Origin of the sequence: Nocardioides sp. NPDC127514 (assembly GCF_040302125.1) — a bacterium.
Classification (GTDB): domain Bacteria; phylum Actinomycetota; class Actinomycetes; order Propionibacteriales; family Nocardioidaceae; genus Nocardioides.
In genome coordinates this window covers 26,395-42,793 of record NZ_JBEORF010000045.1, presented here as the reverse complement: position 1 = coordinate 42,793, position 16,399 = coordinate 26,395, and the positions used below count along the sequence as shown (strand labels likewise).

Below are 16,399 nucleotides of genomic sequence, written 5' to 3'. Positions count from 1 at the left end.
GCTCGAGCATCCCCGCCACCCCGACGCACTCGAAGACGACCGGACCGGTCGGTGACTGGCCGAGGCGGTCGGCGTCATGACGAGCCGACTCGGCGGGGTTTTCGGTCAGAACGAGCCGACTCGACCTGGTTTTGGCCCGCGTTGGAATAGGGGGCGTAGGGTCTTCGTTGTGGAGAGTGAACGAAGTTGAGTTGATCCGACTCAACTTGTTTGCAACACTCGGCGGCAGCAGTCGCTGGGCGGGTGCAGAACAACCCAAGTCTTCCGGGGTCTCCCCAGGGAACACAGTCCACATACACACAGCTTCAACAAGCGGAGGTAGCAAAGATGGCACGTGCCGTCGGTATCGACCTCGGGACCACCAACTCGGTCGTCTCGGTTCTGGAGGGTGGCGAGGCCACCGTCATCGCGAATGCCGAAGGCGCCCGTACGACGCCTTCCGTGGTCGCGTTCAGCAAGTCCGGTGAGGTGCTGGTCGGTGAGGTCGCCAAGCGCCAGGCCGTCACCAACGTGGACCGCACGATCAAGTCGGTCAAGCGTCACATGGGCACCGACTGGAAGGTGTCCATCGACGACAAGGACTTCACGCCGCAGCAGATCAGCGCGTTCGTCCTGCAAAAGCTCAAGCGCGACGCCGAGGCCTACCTCGGTGAGACGGTGACCGACGCGGTCATCACCGTCCCGGCCTACTTCTCCGACGCCCAGCGTCAGGCCACCAAGGAGGCCGGTGAGATCGCGGGCCTCAACGTCTCCCGCATCGTCAACGAGCCCACCGCCGCCGCGCTGGCCTACGGCCTCGACAAGGGCGACGACCAGACCATCCTCGTCTTCGACCTCGGTGGCGGCACGTTCGACGTGTCCCTGCTCGAGATCGGTGAGGGTGTCGTCGAGGTCAAGGCGACCTCCGGTGACAACCACCTCGGTGGTGACGACTGGGACAACGCGATCGTCAAGTGGATGGTCGGGAAGTTCAAGGCCGCCAACGGTGTCGACCTCGCCGCCGACAAGATCGCCGCCCAGCGCCTCCAGGAGGCCGCCGAGAAGGCGAAGATCGAGCTCTCCTCCTCGCAGAACACGAGCATCCACCTGCCCTACATCACCCACGGTGAGTCCGGCCCCCTCCACTTCGAGGAGACCCTGACCCGGGCGGAGTTCCAGAAGATCACCGCGGACCTGCTCGACCGCACCAAGAAGCCGTTCGAGTCCGTCCTCAAGGACGCCGGCGTCGCGCTCAAGGACATCGACCACGTCGTCCTGGTCGGCGGTTCGACCCGGATGCCGGCCGTGACCGACCTGGTCAAGAGCCTGCTCGGTGGCAAGGAGCCCAACAAGGGCGTCAACCCGGACGAGGTCGTCGCCGTCGGTGCCGCGCTGCAGGCCGGCGTGCTGAAGGGCGAGGTCAAGGACGTACTGCTCCTCGACGTCACCCCGCTGAGCCTCGGCATCGAGACCAAGGGCGGTGTCTTCACCACCCTGATCGAGCGCAACACCACCATCCCGACCAAGCGCTCCGAGATCTTCACCACGGCTGACGACAACCAGCCGAGCGTCGAGATCAAGGTCGCCCAGGGCGAGCGCCCGATGTGGTCGGAGAACCAGCCGCTGGGCAACTTCGAGCTGACCGGCCTCCCGCCGGCGCCGCGTGGCGTGCCGAAGATCGAGGTCACCTTCGACATCGACGCCAACGGCATCGTGCACGTCTCCGCCAAGGACCAGGCCTCGGGCCGCGAGCAGTCCATGACGATCTCCGGCGGCTCCGCGCTGTCGAAGGACGACATCGACCGCATGGTCAAGGAGGCGGAGCAGTACGCCGAGGAGGACGCCAAGCGTCGCGAGTCCATCGAGATCCGCAACCAGGGTGACAGCCTCGTCTACACCACCGAGAAGTTCATCACCGACTCCGGCGACAAGGTCCCGGACGACGTGAAGACCGAGGTGCAGGCCGACCTGGACGCCCTGAAGAAGGTCCTCGAGGACACCGAGGCCGACAAGGACGCCATCCAGACCGCGATCACCAAGCTCGGTGAGTCCTCGCAGAAGATGGGTGCGGCCATGTACGCCGCGGCCGAGGCCGAGCAGTCCGCTGCCGGCGGTGCCACCGGTGCGACCGGTGAGGCCGACGACGACGTCGTCGACGCCGAGATCGTCGACGAGCCCGTCGAGGGTGAAGAGGGCGACAAGAAGTGACGAAGCGCCGCCCCGGCGGGGCGGAGGAGGCCGTCGAGGAGACGACCACCGAGGCCCCGCCCGAGACCGACCCTGAGACAGAGGCTGGCGAGGAGTCGACCGAGGATTCCGAGGTGGACGCTCCTGAGGGCGACGCCTCGGAGTCGGACGACGCCGCCGAGACTGGATCCGACGAGGATGGCTCCGCCGAAGCGGCGGAGGACAAGGCGGACGAGGCAGACGACGAGGACGACGTGATCGTTGACGACAGCGAGGTGGACTTCATGGGCGATGCCGCCGACGAGGTCGACAAGCGGGTCGCCGAGCTGACCACGGACCTGCAGCGTCTCCAGGCCGAGTACGTCAACTACAAGAGGCGGGTCGACCGTGACCGCGAGCTGGTCTCGCAGAACGCGACCTACAAGGTGCTCACTCCGATCGTGGAGGTGCTCGACACCATCGACCGTGCCCGCGAGCACGGCGAGGTCGACGGCGGCTTCAAGGCCGTCGCCGACCAGCTCGAGAAGATCGTGACCAACCTGGGTCTGAAGAAGTTCGGTGAGCCGGGCGACGTCTTCGATCCCAACCGTCACGAGGCGCTCAGCCACATGGGCACCGACCCGGAGGTCGAGGAGACCTCGGTCAAGCTGGTCGCCAAGGCCGGCTACATGATCGGCGACCGGGTGGTCAGGGCCGCGCAGGTCCTGGTCGTCGACCCGGAGTGACCCGGAGTGACAACGATGGGTGGCCGAGGCTGTCGAGAGATCGACGGCCTCGGTCACCGAGAAGAAGGGAGGAGGGGCTAGGTGGCTGAGAACGACGGGATCCGGCCGGACTGGATCAACAAGGACTACTACGCCGAGCTGGGCGTCAAGAAGGACGCCTCGGGCGACGACATCAAGAAGGCCTATCGCAAGCTCGCGCGGGCCAACCACCCCGACTCCAACCCTGGCGACGACGCCAAGCACGAGAAGTTCAAGAAGGTAGCCGAGGCCTACGACGTCATCGGCGACGCCGAGAAGCGCAAGAAGTACGACGAGGTCCGCACCCTCGGCGCCTCGGGCGGGTTCCCGGGCGGCTTCGGTGGCACGGGTGGCGGCCGCGGCTACAACTTCGACGACCTCTTCGGTGCCGGCGGCGCCCAGGGTGGTGGCCTCGGTGACATGTTCGGCGACCTCTTCGGCGGCGCCGGCGGCGGTGGAGGCTTCGGTGGGCGGCGTACGACCCCGAGGGCTCGGCCGATCAAGGGTGCCGACGTCGAGACGAGCGCCACGATCGGGTTCACCGACGCGCTCGACGGCGTGACCATCTCGCTGCGGCTGACCTCCGACGCCGCCTGTCCCGACTGCAACGGCACCGGTGGCAAGCCCGGCACCAAGCCGCGGGTCTGTCCCGAGTGCGAGGGCGCGGGCTACGTCGTCAACTCCGTCGGCGGCGCGTTCTCGATGAACGAGACCTGCCCGCGCTGCGGTGGCCGCCAGCTGATCTACGACGAGGCCTGCCCGACCTGCCACGGCTCCGGTCGCGGCACCTCCGCCCGCACCATCCAGGCGCGCATCCCGGCGGGCGTCAAGGACCGTCAGCGGATCCGGCTCAAGGGCAAGGGTGCCGCCGGTGAGAACGGCGGCCCGGCCGGTGACCTCTACGTCACTGTGCACGTCACGCCGCACCGCGTCTTCGGCCGCAAGGACGACAACCTCACCATCGACGTGCCGGTCGGGTTCGACGAGCTGGCTCTCGGCGCCGAGGCCAAGCTGCCGACGCTGTCCGGCTCGCCGGTGACGCTGCGGATCCCCGCAGGGACCCCCAACGGACGTACGTTCCGGGTCCGCGGCAAGGGGTTCCGCCGCTCGGACGGCACCGTGGGTGACCTGCTCGCGACCGTCGAGGTGCAGATCCCGGCCGTGCTCGACGCCGATGCCAAGGCCGCCGTCGAGGCCTATCGGGCCGCGATGGCCGGCAAGCCCCTGCGTACGTCCCTTCTCGAGGAGTCATGATGAGTGACGGATTCGGCAGCCCGGCGCCGGATGCCGCGGTCTACGTGATCAGCGTCGCCGCGGAGCTGACCGGGCTGCACCCGCAGACACTGCGTACCTACGAGCGGATGGGCCTGATCACCCCCGGTCGCACCGGGGGCGGCGGGCGGCGCTACTCCTTCCACGACATCGAGCTGCTGCGCTCGATCGCGGACCTGACCGCGGCCGGTATCGGCATCGAGGGCGTGCGTCGCATCCTCGCTCTCGAGCAGCACGTCGACGCCCTGCGCCGGCGCAACGAGGAGTTGCTGCACGAGCTGGCCGCGACCCGCGAGGCGCTCGCCCAGGCACGGGCGGCGGCGCCCGAGCCGAAGGGGCCCACCAGCAGGCTTCCTGCGGTTCGTCAGGCCCCGCCAGGACAGGCGATCGTGGTCTGGCGGCGCCAGCAGGGCTAGCACAGTACTAACTGATCGCTCGATAGATTTGTTGGCGAGTTGTGGATTTCGGGTAAAACCGATGTGGGTTCGACACCCGCATACTGAGGAGTAAGCCGCGGGTGTCGGACCAACCCCCATATGGTCGGGGCACACGCGGCGGACCCGGTGGAGCCGACCCGAGACGGACCCGCCGGGTCCTTCCAATTTCAAGCGAGCCACGAGATCGCGACGCAGGAGCGAGCTCGTTAGCGAGACGAGATCGAGCAGCGGCGCGGCTGAGCTTGCGAAGCCGCGACCCGCGTGTCGAGATCTACACATTCCGGGGCGGTCGGAGAGCGAAAAGTTCAGTTCGGGAACGTCCCGGCCTGCGCCGCCGCCTTGCAGGACTGGTTGCCCGGAAGCAGCTCGATCTCCAGGTTCGGCAGGGTCACCTTGCCCTCGATCTGGGCCTGCCAGACGTCGCCGTAGACGGAGTTGAGGTCGGCGACGGTCGCGTCGATGCCGGTGAAGCCCTGGCCGTTGTTGTGGCCGCCGTTGCCGCTGGCCTGGTACCAGCTCGGGTCGAACGCCTGGGGTAGGCCCATCGGGTTGGCGGCGTACGGCGCGCTTCCCGGGTTGGTGGTCAGGTCGGTGGAGGCCAGCCCGATCTGGGCGACCCCCTGCAGGTTGATCCCCGGCGCGGCCGCGGCACGGAGCTGGGTGATGTCGAAGACGGCCATCTGGGCGTTGATCTCGTTGGTCGCCGGGTCGTCGTCCCCGGAGGTGAGCCTGATCGTGTAGCTGCCGAGCATCCCGACCTCCTCCACGCGGGAGAGGCAGAAGCCGTTCATCGTCGCGCTCGCGAAGCCGGCACGCAGGACCGGCGTCCAGTCGCCACCGCTGCTGGCGGCCGCCTGGGTCTGCACCAGCGAGGTGCCGAAGGCGGCGTCGGCCGCGTGGATGTTGGTCGAGGAGAAGGTCGAGCTGCCGTTGTTGATCGTCAACGTGGGGCTGAAGACCGCGGACGCGGAGGACCCCATCGCTGCGACCATCCCGGCGAGCAAGCCGAGGCCGACCGTCGTCGCCGCGACCATGCGTCGCCACCGTGTGCCGTACGTGCTCATCCCGCGGTCACCGTGATCGTCGTGTGGGGGAGCTGGATCGAGTTGAGCGGGTTCGTGGTGCCGCCCGGGGGATAGACGTACGGGTCGTTGCTCGCGTTGTTGTCGTGGGTGAACAGGTAGTAGAACTCCAGGTTCGCCGCCAGGATGTTGTAGTCACCGCCGGCCGCGAGGCCACTGAGGATCGCGGTGACCAGGTCGTTCCAGCCGCCGGTGCCGTCACCGGCGAGCGTGCGGATCTTCAACCGGCACGAGTCGCCGTTCCAGCCGGCGGTGCAGATGGTGTTCTTCTGCGAGGTCGTGGTCAGGCCGGCGGCGATGATCAGGAGGCCGGCCAGGTTCGTGACCGTTCTCCACGGGATCGCCACCCAGGAGTCGCCGGTGGTGAGCAGGTTCGTCTTCACCCCCGGCCCGCCGACGGTGAACGGGCCGTCCGGAGCGATCCTGAGGGTGTGCGCCACCTTCGCGCTGGGGGCGGGCGCCGTCGTCGACCGCGCGGAGAGCACCGGAGCGCCGAACGAGGCGACGTTGTTGCGGAAGACGAGGTCGCTGAAGGCGATCTGGAACAGGCACATCGAGCCGGTGGCGGCGTAGTAGTAGGTGAAGCCCTTGTTGCTGTCGCAGTTGCCGTCGCTGCTGTTGGTGTAGATGCCATGCACGTCGGCGGCCACGTTGGTGGTGCTGCTTCCGTTCGGCTCGCCCGCGGTCAGGACCCACCGCGTCCCGGACAGGCAGGGGAACATCCGGGTCCCGAAGAGGCGGCTCTGGAAGGCGCCGTTGTCGCCACTGTTCTTGAGCGGTACGACCTGCCGCCGTTGCTGCGGGTTGCTGCTGCCCGGCTGGTCGCACTGGAACGGCTGATAGCTGTTGTTCTGGCTGTTCGCCGCGGCCCGGTGGTCGGGGGAGGGCCACAGTGCCGAGGACATGATGAGGAGCGCGATCGCGGTGACGACGACAAGGCGTTGCTTGCCGACGGTGAGCTGGTGGGACACGGCGGTCAGCCGCCGGAGGTGACGCGCTTGGACGGCCGCGGCTTCTTCTCGCCCCAGGACCAGATCATCGAGCCGCCGATGATGCCGAGGACGGAGCCGAGGACGAAGCCGCCCAGGTTGGCAGTCGGGAACGCACCGAGTGCGATCAGGAACGCGACGATCCCCGAGAGCGACTTGTAGTGCGGTGCCAGCCAGGTGACCAGCCCGAACATGATCAGCGCTCCGCCCATGACGTAGCCGGCGGAGTACGACCAGCCGCCGGTCAGCGCGATGCCGATGTCGAACGACATCCAGTAGATGATCCAGGCGCCGGCCACGATGAGCCACAGCGCACCCCAGAAGGGTCGCGTACGTCGCCACGCGCGGAACCACGAGCGGGCCCCGCCGAGGAGCGTGCCGAGCCGGTTGCGGCGTACGTGCACGGGGTCGGAGGAGAAGCCGAGGATGTCGGTCGATGTCTTGGTGTCGGTCGCGGTCATGAGCAGTCTGCCTGTGTCTTGGCTCCGGGGACGACCCTGAGGCTCAGCTTCGGCAGGGTGATGTTGCCCTTGAGGTTGAGCCCATAGCTGTTTCCGTTGAGGCCGGCCACGTTGAGCTGGCGGGCGTAGAGACCGAAGGCACCGGCCTTGGGCAGCTGGTTGGCGTTGCCCTCGAAGGCGAGACCGGCGGAGTCGCCGACGGTCTCGGCCGACTGGCCGAGGTTCATGCCGGAGATCTTGTTGCCGTAGCCGCTGAGCGCGTCGGCGTTGATGAAGAGGTTGGTCGCCGAGATCGCGTTGCCGAGGCTGCCCTCGGTGAGCTTGCCCGTGCTCGGGTCGGTGGTGGTGCCCGTCGGGATCGTGCTGCCGCTGTAGCTGTCCGGGATGTCGTCACCGGCGGTGATCATCAGCGAGTAGCTCCCGACGAGCGGGATGTTCTCGGTAGCGATCCCGCACAGGCCGGCGAGCTTGGCCTGGTGGATGCCGAGCTCGGTGACGCCGCACTGCGCCTGTACGTCGGCGACACCGGGATCGCAGTCCGTGGCCCCCTGGCGGCTGGTCGGGGCGAGGTAGCCCGCGGCGTGCTCGGCGTCGAGGTAGTTGGAGTAGAGCTTGAACTTGGCGTTCCCAGTGGTGAAGTTCACCGCCAGAGCGTTCTGCGAGACCGCGCCGAACATGGCCACGAGCGCGGCACTCCCGACGATCATCAGCGGCAGCGAGCGCTTGCGGCTGCCGCGACGTACGGACTCCGCATCCGCCTTCATCTGTGCCGACTGCTCCGTGGCACGGTCGACGGCGGCGTACGCGGCGCGGTAGATGCGGCCGGTGAGCCGGCCCCACGCGCCGAGCAGGCCGGACTCCTCGCCCCACGGTTCGGGCCGCTCGAAGCGGCGGGCGCGAGGGCTCATGCGACCGCTCCGCTCCGGGCCGGCTTGCCCGCCGCCTTGCGAGCGCGCTTGCGGGCGTCCTTCTCGGCCATCTTGGCCAGCTGCTTGTCGGTGTAGGGGGTCCAGGCGACGATCAGGGCGCCACCGGTGACGCCGGCGACGGTGCCGATGATCAGGCCGCCGAGGTTGGCCAGCGGGAGCGCCGCGATGGCGAGCGCGACCGAGACGATCCCGGGGAACGTCCGCTGCGCGGGCATGAACATCGCGATCAGCGCCGCGGCGGCCATGGCGAACGAGATCAGCACCGGCGGCAGGGTCTGGTCGCCGAAGGCTGCGAAGATCGTGAAGTCGAGCTGCTTGGACAGCATCGAGGACCCGATCATCCACGACGACCACAGCAGGATCAGGCTTCCCCAGAAGGGGCGGGTGCGCCGGAAGCCCTTGAAGCCGCGCGGGATGGGGACGGCGGCTGGAGTGCTCACGGTGGGTGCTTCGGGGTCGATGGGCGTCTTGTCAGGCATGGGGTTCTCCGGCGGGGCTGGGGCAGAGGTGTTGGCGGGCGCTCCGGAACGCCCGCCAACTACTGCGGGCTGATGAGGTGGAGTGCTACGGGTTGAGCGTGATCGACAGGTTGTCGAGGCTCAGCGAGCTCAGCTGAACCGCGTACGCCTTCGCCGACAGGTTGTTGAGCACCTGCTGGCCGCTCTGGCCGGCGCTCTGCGCGGCCTGGAGTGCGAAACCGTCCGCCACGTAGCCGGGGCCGCCCGGGTCGAACCCGGCGTCGGCCTGCGACTGGCCCAGGGTGACGTTGGCCATCGTGGCGCCGCTCGGTGTGTTGAGCGAGGCCGCGTTCAACGCCACGTCGCCGAGGTTGATCGCCGAGTCGGTCGAGGTGATCCCCAGGTTGAGGCTCAGGCCCGGGAGCACCTCGACCTCGGGTGTCACGACGTTGAGCCCGTTGGCGACGGAGCCCTCGGTCTGGGCGTAGATCGTGCCCTGGTTGTTGCCGGCAGAGCCGACCTCAGTGGCGCCGGTGCGCATCTTCAGCGCGTCGGCGGTGAGGCTCGTGCGCATGTCGAACCCGCCGGTGGACGAGATGACCGCTCCGACCATGCCGGACAGCATCGCGTACCCCATCCCGGCGGAGACGACCGCCGCCGGCAGCGTCACGGCCGCGAAGCGGCCGAGACTGGTATGCCCCATCTTGTTCATATGTGCTCCCTCGTTGAACCCGTCCCTCACGGGCTGATGAACCCGAGAAAAGTGCACCGCCCGTGGGCCCTAATACCCGGGGCGGCATCACAGACTGTGACGGGCACCACGTGCTACGGTCAAGCAAATCTGGACATTTTGTCCCTAAATGTCTACGAAGTGTGGCGAACCCTGCGTGGGTTTGGCTTCGCTGTCGTCGACCTGCCCGAAAGAGAGTCTGGTTGTGTTCGGAGGACCTCGAAGCGTTCGTTTCGCTGACGAACGTGGCGCCGCCGGAGTGGTCGTCGGGTGGGTCGCGCTGGTGGCGTTCCTGCTGGTGATGACGGTGGTCGTCGCCGCGCTCTTCGGCTCGTTCACGGTCAAGGGACGCAGCATGGAGCCGACGATGGTCTCCGGTGAACGGATCCTGCTCGACCCGGTGCACAACGACGACATCGAGCGCTTCGATCTGGTCCAGGGCGTCGAGCCGGGACCGGAGCGCTTCGGCGGTGGCGCGCAGGTGGTCAAGCGGGTGATCGGGATGCCCGGCGACCGGGTCGCGATCGTCGGCGGCGAGAAGCCGGTCGTCTATGTGAGCCCTGCCGGGTCTGCCGACGTCTACCGGGTCGACAACCCCGCCTGGCCGACGAGGATCGGGGCCGAGGTCGGCACGTGCTGCGAGCCGGACGGGACGTACGACGACGATGCCGCGTCCGGGGTCTGGGCGACGGTCCCGGGCGACTCGCTCTGGGTCCTCGGTGACAACTGGGGCGGCTCGACCGACTCCCGCGGGTTCGGCTTCCTGCCGCTGGCGGACGTCTCCGGCAAGGCGTGGCTGCGGTTGCTCCCGGCCGGCGCGTTCGGTGGGTTCGGCGACGGTGGCGTCGAGCTGGTCGAGGTGGCGGTGCCCGTCGCCGGTCTGGACGTACGACCGTGAGGAAGGTCCTCGCGGCGAGCGGTGTCGGTGCCGGGGTCGCGGCCTTCGTCGCGCTGGTCCTGGTCGTCGCTGCGCTCGCCTTCTCGGTCACCGTCGACGGGACGAGCATGGAGCCGACGCTGCACGACGGCGACCGGATGCTCCTCGAGTTCTGGACCCAGGACGAGATCGAGCGTTTCGACGTCGTCGAGGCGGACGCCCCGAGCGCTGTGTCCGGTGGCGGCACCCAGATCCTCAAGCGGGTGATCGGGATGCCCGGTGACCGGGTCTCGGTCTCCGGCGATGCGCGGGTGCTGGTCCGCCCCGCGGGCGAGGACGAGACCTATGTGGTCGAGAACCCGGCCTGGTCTGCCGAGGCTGGTGCCGAGCTGGAATGGCTGACGGTCCCCGAGGACGCCTACTGGCTTCTCGGCGACAACTGGAACGCCTCCACCGACTCGCGCAGCTTCGGTTTCGTCGATGCCGACGCCGTCCATGGCAGGGTGGTCTTTCGAATGCTCCCCCTGCGTCGGAACGGGATGATCACCCGGGACGTACGACTCGCTCCCGTCGAACCAGGCTCGATCTTTGGATCGATAACTGAGTGATCGGTGGACATTTTGCCCCAAGTTGTCAAACGGTGGACTAGCCTTCGCGCCAGGGAGGCCACGACACCGCTTGAACCTGGGGCGGTCTCGTGGATGAGGAAATGAAGGTCAGGTCTTGTGTCTAACACCATTTCGGCGGGGTTGACCCTGCTAGGCGAGTTCAACTGGTTCGAGTTCTGGTCGGTCCCGATCTTCACCGCCGTGATCGGCTGGCTCATCAACTGGTCGGGGCTGTGGATGCTCTTCTCCCCGATCCATTTCCACGGGTTCACGGTGCCGGGGCTCAAGCAGATCGCCGGCTCGCTGCCGCGCAAGGTCCAGGAGATCCCGGGCATCCTGCGCGGCGGGATCGGCTGGCAGGGGATCGTGCCGGCGCGGGCCGCGAAGATGGGCTCGATCGCCGTCGACCGGGCACTGTCGCAGATGGCGACGGCCCGCGACTTCTACGAGCAGCTCGAGCCGGACAAGATCGCCGCCCACATCGTCGACGTCTTCCGTCCGGAGATCCCGCTGCTCGTCGACGAGATCATGTGGCGGGAGCATCCTCGGTTCTGGCGCGATCTGCCGCGCCCGCTGCGTACGGTCGTGATCCAGCGGGTCCAGGACCGGCTCCCGGAAGTGGTCGGTGACGTGACCGTCGAGATCGGCAACCACATCGACCAGATCTTCGACCCGAAGATCATGGTGATCGAGAACTTCGAGAAGGATCCCTCGATCATCGTGCGGATCTTCAAGGACTTCGGGGCCCGCGAGCTGCGGATGATGGTCGTCTTCGGGGCGATCTTCGGCTTCCTGCTCGGCATCCCGGTCGCTGTCGTCGACCAGGCGTTCCACATCTGGTGGCTGCTGCCGATCCTCGGTGTGCTGGTCGGCTGGACGACCAACCTGCTCGGCATGCTGCTCATCTTCGAGCCCGCCGAGCCCAGGCGGATCGGTCCGTTCAAGATCCAGGCGCTCTTCGCCCGGCGGCAGTGGCAGGCCTCGGACGTCTACGGCAAGCACATCGCCAAGGACGTGATCACGCTCGAGCACATCGGTGAGCACCTCCTCAACGGGCCGTCCGGCGACCGCACCCGTCAGATGCTCGCCGCGGCCCTCGAGCCGGCTGTCAACGCCGCGGTGGGACCGGCCTACGGTGCGGTCCGGGTCGCGGTCGGGACCAGGAGGTTCGACGCGATCCGGTCCTCGGTCGCCGAGCAGGCCGTCGACTACACGCTCACCCCGCTGCGCGACGCCGCCTTCAGCCAGCAGCAGTCGTGCAACATCCACCGGCTGATCGCCGACCGGTGCAGGGCGCTGCCTCCGAAGACCTTCGTTGAGATGATGAGAGCCGCGATCAAGGAGGACGAGTGGCTGCTCTACGCCCACGGGGCGATCATGGGCCTGGCGGGCGGGTTTCTGCACGTGGCGGTCTTCGAATGGTGGAACGTGTTGTGAGCGCCCTCCACATCAACACCGAGCCAGAGGCCCGTCGACCACGCTCGATCGAGCCGCCCGAAGAGCTCGTCGACGGTCGGGAGGGGATGCACCGCATGCCCACGCCGGCCCCGAGCGGCGGTCTCGTCGACGATGCCATGGAGGTCCTCCCGGGCCTGCTCAGGATCTCCGCGGTCACGGTCGCCCACACCGCTGGCTGGGGGCTGAGGACGTACGCCCGCGGGGTGGGGCGGGTCGCGAAGGCGGTCGTCGACCCCGACGAGGCGGTCCGGCTCACCGAGGACGTGGCGACCAACGCCCGCCAGGTGACCGCCCTCGCGAAGCGGGTCGCCACGGGCAACCCGGTCACGGGTCTGCTGGAGCGGTTCGCGCTGCCGGCCGCCGAGAGCGCGAGGGCGGCGATGGAAGGTCGTGCCGCGCGGGTCAACGGAGTCGCCCCGGGGGCGGAGCCCGACCGGCTGCGGCGGACCGGCGAGGAGCTGTTGCGCCGCTCGCGCGACGTATGGGACGAGAACGAGCGGCACCCGGCCTTCGTGTCGATCCTCAACGAGCTGGCCCCCGACGAGGCCCGCATCCTGGTGCTGATGCTCAAGGGTGGCCCGCAGCCGGCCGTCGACGTGGTCGAGGGCGGCCTGATCGGCCATCTGCGCGGGGCTCGGATGATCGCCCGGGGACTGACCATGATCGGAGCGCACGCCAGCGTGCGCTACCCGTCGCTGGTGCCGCAGTACCTCAACAACCTGACCCGGCTCGGCCTGGTCTGGCAGTCCGAGGATCCGGTCAGCGAGCTGATCCGCTACCAGGTGGTCGAGGCGCAACCCGACGTACTCGCGGCTCTGCACGCCAAGGGCGGTGCCCGGATCAAGCGGCGCTCGATCCACCTGACCCCGTTCGGGCAGGACTTCGCCCGGGCCTGCTTCGCCGACGTCGAGGATCTCGACCGGTTGCCGAGCCATGAGATCCCGCCAGGTGCGGCGACGGAGGCATCAACCGAATAGCAGACGCTTCAGGGTGTGTGCGTTCGCCTGTGGGTAGGGTACGCATACTGACGGTCTGGAACTCTGGCGGAAGGAGCTCGGATGTCGCCGGAGTGGCAGGACTCGCTGGTCAGCTGGCTGGAGGACTGGGCTGCCCACGTCCACTGGCTCTCGCTGATCACCATCCCGATCTTCACCGGAGTGATCGGCTGGCTGATCAACTGGTCGGGCCTCTACATGCTCTTCTCCCCGCTCTCCTTCAAGGGGTTCCAGGTGCCCGGGCTGCGCGAGCTCACCCGGGTGCTGCCGCACAAGCTGCAGGAGGTCCCGGGCTTCGCCCAGGGCGGGATCGGCTGGCAGGGCATCATCCCCGCACGCGCCGCGAAGATGGGCTCGATCGCCGTCGACAAGGCGATCGCCAAGCTCGGCACACCCAGCGACTTCTACCAGCAGCTCGGCCCCTCGGAGATCGCCACGCACATCGTGGAGACCTTCCGGCCGGAGGTGCCCGAGCTGGTCGACCAGATCATGATGCGGGAGCACCCGCGGCTCTGGCGCGACCTGCCGCGGCCGGTCAAGGACGCGATCGCCGTCCGTGTGCAGGCGCAGCTCCCCTCGATCGTGCACAAGGTCACCGACGACATCGGCGTACACATCGACCAGCTGCTCGACCCGAAGCTGATGGTCATCGACCACTTCCGCAAGAACCCCGCCCTGGTGGTCAGGATCTTCCGTGACTTCGGGCAGCGCGAGCTCAACCTGATGGTCGCCTTCGGGTTCATCTTCGGCTTCCTGCTCGGCACCCCGGTCGCGCTGATCGACCAGACCTTCCACGTGTGGTGGCTGCTTCCCGTCCTCGGCGTGGTCGTCGGCTGGGTGACCAACCTGCTCGGCATGTGGCTGATCTTCGAGCCCGCCGAGCCGCGGCGCGTCCTGGGGATCAAGGTGCAGGGTCTCTTCCCGCGCCGCCAGGAGCAGGCCGCGGAGGTCTACGCCGACATCATCGCCACCGACGTGATCACGCTCGAGCGGATCGGCGACTTCCTGCTCGACGGCCCTCGCGGCGACGCCACCCGCAAGCTGCTGATCAACGCGCTGATGCCCGCGGTGGACAGGGCGGCCGGGCCCTACCGGGGTGCGGTCCGGATAGCACTCGGCTCGGAGCGGTTCGACCGGATCAGCACGTCGGTCGCCAACGAGGCGGCGGATCGTACGCTGGTGCCGTTCCGCGATCCCGGCTTCAGCCGTCACCAGGCGGACAAGATCCGGGACCTGGTCGCGCGGCGCACCAAGGAGCTCCCGCCGGGCGACTTCGTGGACATGATGAGGTCAGCGATCAAGGAGGACGAATGGATGCTCTACGCCCACGGCGCGATCATGGGACTCGCGGGCGGCTTCCTTCACCTTCTAATCTTTCCGACATGAGCCTCTTGGGCAAGGTCATCCCGACCGCCTCCGCCGTGGCCGGCACCGCACCCGGTCTGGCGAGGGTGGCCGCGGGGGCTGCCTGGCACACGGCCGGGTGGGGGCTGCGCACCTCCGGCCGCGCCGGGATCCGAGTCGCCAGGGCGATGGTCGACCAGGACGTACGCGTGGGGCTGGTGCGGGAGACGGCCGAGGCCGTGGGCATCGTCGCCGGCACCGCGGCCCGGATCATGCTGCCCAACTCGAACCAGGTGATGGAGCTCTCCGACGCGGACTACGAGGCCGCCGGCCGCGACGTCGTGCTCGCTCGTACGCGGGAGGCCGAGGCCTCCGAAGACTCCCTGCCGGTGCTGCGCCGGCGAGGGGCCGAGCTGCTCGACCGGTCCCGCGACGTCTGGGCCGATGAGCAGGGCCACCCGGCGTACGCCCGGATCCTCGACGAGCTCGCGCCCGACGAGGCGCGGATGCTGCTCTACCTGCTTCAGGCCGGGCCGCAGCCCTCGGTGGACATTCGCACCGGTGGGCCCGCAGGCCTCGTCGGCAGCACCATGATCGCGCCCGGTCTCAACATGATCGCCGGGCGCAGCGGCGTGCGCTATCCGGACCGGGTGCCGGCCTACCTCAACAACCTGTTCCGGCTCGGTCTGGTGTGGTTCTCCAAGGAGCCGCTGCCCGACCCGTTGGAATACCAGGTCCTCGAGGCCCAGCCCGACGTGCTCGAGGCGCTGCACTCGGTGAAGTTCGCCAAGATCGTGCGCCGCTCGGTGCACCTGACGCCGTTCGGTGAAGCCTTCGGCCGCACCACACTGGTGGACGAGGTCTCGGCCGAGTCCACCTTCCCGGAGCATCAGGCTCCGGTCACGGGTGGGGCGGACCTGCCGAAGGCGTAGGGATCGCCTCGGCGAGCTTCGTGAACTCGGGGTCGACGGTCTGCGGCGACACATCGGCGTCGCGCTCGAGCATGATCCCGGGGAGCCGTCGCCCGGCGTACGCCTCGACCGCGGTCGCGAGCAGCGACAGCACCGGCGTCGGCATCGGGTGGGCGTGGGTGTCGATGTAGAGGCCTTCGCGCTCGGTGCCGCCGGCGACGTGCATGTAGGCGACCGCGTCGAGCGGGAAGCGGGCCAGGTCGGCGACGGGGTCGGAGCCGCGGGCGACCGCGGAGGCGTAGAGGTTGGCGACATCGAGGACGAGGCGTACGCCGGTGCGCTCGACGAGCTCGGTGAGGAAGTCGGGCTCGCTGATGGTGTCCTCGGGCCAGGTGAAGGTGGCCGCGATGTTCTCGACCGCGAGCGGCACCGGCAGCTGGCCCTGCGCGATCCGGACGTTGTCGACCAGCACGTCGAGCGAGTCCTTCGTGCGCGGCGGCGGCAGCAGGTGGCCTGCTTCAAGGACGTCGCCGTGCAGCGGGTCGGGTGAGTCGCTCGCCCGCACGAACGCGACGTGCTCGGAGACGAACGGGCTGTCGAGGACCTCGGCGAGCTCGGCCAGCCGGGTGAGGCGGACCTCCGCGGGGCGGTCGGCGCCGGCCAGGCCGAGGGTGACCCCGTGGGCGATGACCGGGACGCCGAGATCCCGGACAGCCTGCGGGACCTGCTCCGGCGCGGTGTTCTCCGCGACCACCTCGGTGAACCCGAGACGGCCGGAGGCGGCGTACGTCTGGAGGAGCTGGGCGATCGCGGGACGCCATGCCACGGCGACTCCGGAGACCGAGGGGTTCACAGGGAGAAGTGTGGCGGATCGAACGCGATCGTTGTGGGGCCTTCCGGTATTCTGAACACCTGTTCTCCAATCGTTCAGCAACCCTC

17 protein-coding genes are annotated in these 16,399 nt (G+C 68.5%); 10 read left to right on the top strand and 7 right to left on the bottom strand.

The genetic code is table 11. The features are described 5' to 3' along the window. Nucleotides 1-327 precede the first annotated feature (327 nt). The 4 genes from dnaK (at nucleotide 328) to ABTX24_RS27790 (ending at nucleotide 4,597) form a co-directional block, all read left to right on the top strand. Complete coding sequence (gene dnaK / locus ABTX24_RS27805; RefSeq protein WP_160026611.1) at nucleotides 328-2,187, top strand: molecular chaperone DnaK; 1,860 nt, start codon at nucleotides 328-330, stop codon at nucleotides 2,185-2,187. Continuing rightward, nucleotides 2,184-2,891 carry a nucleotide exchange factor GrpE gene (gene grpE, locus ABTX24_RS27800; protein ID WP_160026612.1) on the top strand — a complete coding sequence of 236 codons (708 nt, stop codon included), beginning with the start codon at nucleotides 2,184-2,186 and terminating at the stop codon, nucleotides 2,889-2,891. Before dnaK ends, grpE begins: the two co-directional genes overlap by 4 nt. Nucleotides 2,892-2,972: 81 nt before the next feature. Next, a complete protein-coding gene (locus ABTX24_RS27795) occupies nucleotides 2,973-4,163 on the top strand; it encodes a DnaJ C-terminal domain-containing protein (protein ID WP_160026613.1) in 1,191 nt (396 codons plus the stop codon). Beyond that, on the top strand, nucleotides 4,163-4,597 hold the full coding sequence (locus tag ABTX24_RS27790) for a heat shock protein transcriptional repressor HspR (protein WP_160026614.1): 435 nt from the start codon (nucleotides 4,163-4,165) through the stop codon (nucleotides 4,595-4,597). The genes ABTX24_RS27795 and ABTX24_RS27790 overlap by 1 nt, the downstream gene beginning before the upstream one ends. A 326-nt stretch (nucleotides 4,598-4,923) precedes the next feature. On the opposite strand, the gene ABTX24_RS27785 is transcribed toward ABTX24_RS27790, so the two are convergent. The 6 genes from ABTX24_RS27785 to ABTX24_RS27760 all read right to left on the bottom strand — a co-directional run bounded on the left by ABTX24_RS27785 (nucleotide 4,924) and on the right by ABTX24_RS27760 (nucleotide 9,249). Further along, entirely contained in the window at nucleotides 4,924-5,682 is a 759-nt protein-coding gene (locus ABTX24_RS27785) for a DUF6230 family protein (protein ID WP_350844284.1), read from the bottom strand. Next, entirely contained in the window at nucleotides 5,679-6,671 is a 993-nt protein-coding gene (locus ABTX24_RS27780) for a hypothetical protein (protein WP_350844282.1), read from the bottom strand. The genes ABTX24_RS27785 and ABTX24_RS27780 overlap by 4 nt, the downstream gene beginning before the upstream one ends. Nucleotides 6,672-6,676: 5 nt before the next feature. Next, the gene (locus ABTX24_RS27775) at nucleotides 6,677-7,150 is read right to left on the bottom strand and encodes a DUF6114 domain-containing protein (protein ID WP_350844280.1); all 474 of its coding nucleotides are present in this window, start codon (nucleotides 7,148-7,150) and stop codon (nucleotides 6,677-6,679) included. Next, a complete protein-coding gene (locus ABTX24_RS27770) occupies nucleotides 7,147-8,058 on the bottom strand; it encodes a DUF6230 family protein (protein WP_350844278.1) in 912 nt (303 codons plus the stop codon). The genes ABTX24_RS27775 and ABTX24_RS27770 overlap by 4 nt, the downstream gene beginning before the upstream one ends. Then, entirely contained in the window at nucleotides 8,055-8,558 is a 504-nt protein-coding gene (locus ABTX24_RS27765) for a DUF6114 domain-containing protein (RefSeq protein ID WP_350844277.1), read from the bottom strand. The genes ABTX24_RS27770 and ABTX24_RS27765 overlap by 4 nt, the downstream gene beginning before the upstream one ends. Nucleotides 8,559-8,643: 85 nt before the next feature. Continuing rightward, nucleotides 8,644-9,249: a DUF6230 family protein gene (locus tag ABTX24_RS27760; RefSeq protein WP_160026620.1), complete on the bottom strand. Its 606-nt coding sequence runs from the start codon at nucleotides 9,247-9,249 to the stop codon at nucleotides 8,644-8,646. 223 nt (nucleotides 9,250-9,472) lie between these two features. Here ABTX24_RS27760 and lepB (ABTX24_RS27755) point away from each other — a divergent pair, with 223 nt between their 5' ends. From lepB (ABTX24_RS27755) to ABTX24_RS27730, 6 genes are all read left to right on the top strand, one after another. After that, entirely contained in the window at nucleotides 9,473-10,165 is a 693-nt protein-coding gene (lepB, locus tag ABTX24_RS27755) for a signal peptidase I (RefSeq protein ID WP_350844275.1), read from the top strand. Beyond that, nucleotides 10,162-10,752 carry a signal peptidase I gene (gene lepB, locus ABTX24_RS27750; RefSeq protein ID WP_350844273.1) on the top strand — a complete coding sequence of 197 codons (591 nt, stop codon included), beginning with the start codon at nucleotides 10,162-10,164 and terminating at the stop codon, nucleotides 10,750-10,752. Before lepB (ABTX24_RS27755) ends, lepB (ABTX24_RS27750) begins: the two co-directional genes overlap by 4 nt. 117 nt (nucleotides 10,753-10,869) lie before the next feature. Then, nucleotides 10,870-12,189, top strand: coding sequence for a DUF445 domain-containing protein (locus tag ABTX24_RS27745; protein ID WP_350844271.1), 1,320 nt, complete (start codon nucleotides 10,870-10,872; stop codon nucleotides 12,187-12,189). Further along, nucleotides 12,186-13,187: an Abi-alpha family protein gene (locus tag ABTX24_RS27740; protein ID WP_350844269.1), complete on the top strand. Its 1,002-nt coding sequence runs from the start codon at nucleotides 12,186-12,188 to the stop codon at nucleotides 13,185-13,187. The genes ABTX24_RS27745 and ABTX24_RS27740 overlap by 4 nt, the downstream gene beginning before the upstream one ends. 81 nt (nucleotides 13,188-13,268) lie before the next feature. Next, complete coding sequence (locus ABTX24_RS27735) at nucleotides 13,269-14,591, top strand: DUF445 domain-containing protein (RefSeq protein ID WP_350844267.1); 1,323 nt, start codon at nucleotides 13,269-13,271, stop codon at nucleotides 14,589-14,591. After that, nucleotides 14,588-15,481, top strand: a complete 894-nt coding sequence (locus ABTX24_RS27730; protein ID WP_350844265.1) for an Abi-alpha family protein — start codon at nucleotides 14,588-14,590, stop codon at nucleotides 15,479-15,481. Before ABTX24_RS27735 ends, ABTX24_RS27730 begins: the two co-directional genes overlap by 4 nt. On the opposite strand, the gene ABTX24_RS27725 is transcribed toward ABTX24_RS27730, so the two are convergent. After that, the gene (locus ABTX24_RS27725; RefSeq protein WP_350844263.1) at nucleotides 15,450-16,313 is read right to left on the bottom strand and encodes an MbnB/TglH/ChrH family RiPP precursor modification enzyme; all 864 of its coding nucleotides are present in this window, start codon (nucleotides 16,311-16,313) and stop codon (nucleotides 15,450-15,452) included. The genes ABTX24_RS27730 and ABTX24_RS27725 overlap by 32 nt on opposite strands. Between the last annotated feature and the right edge of the window lie 86 nt (nucleotides 16,314-16,399).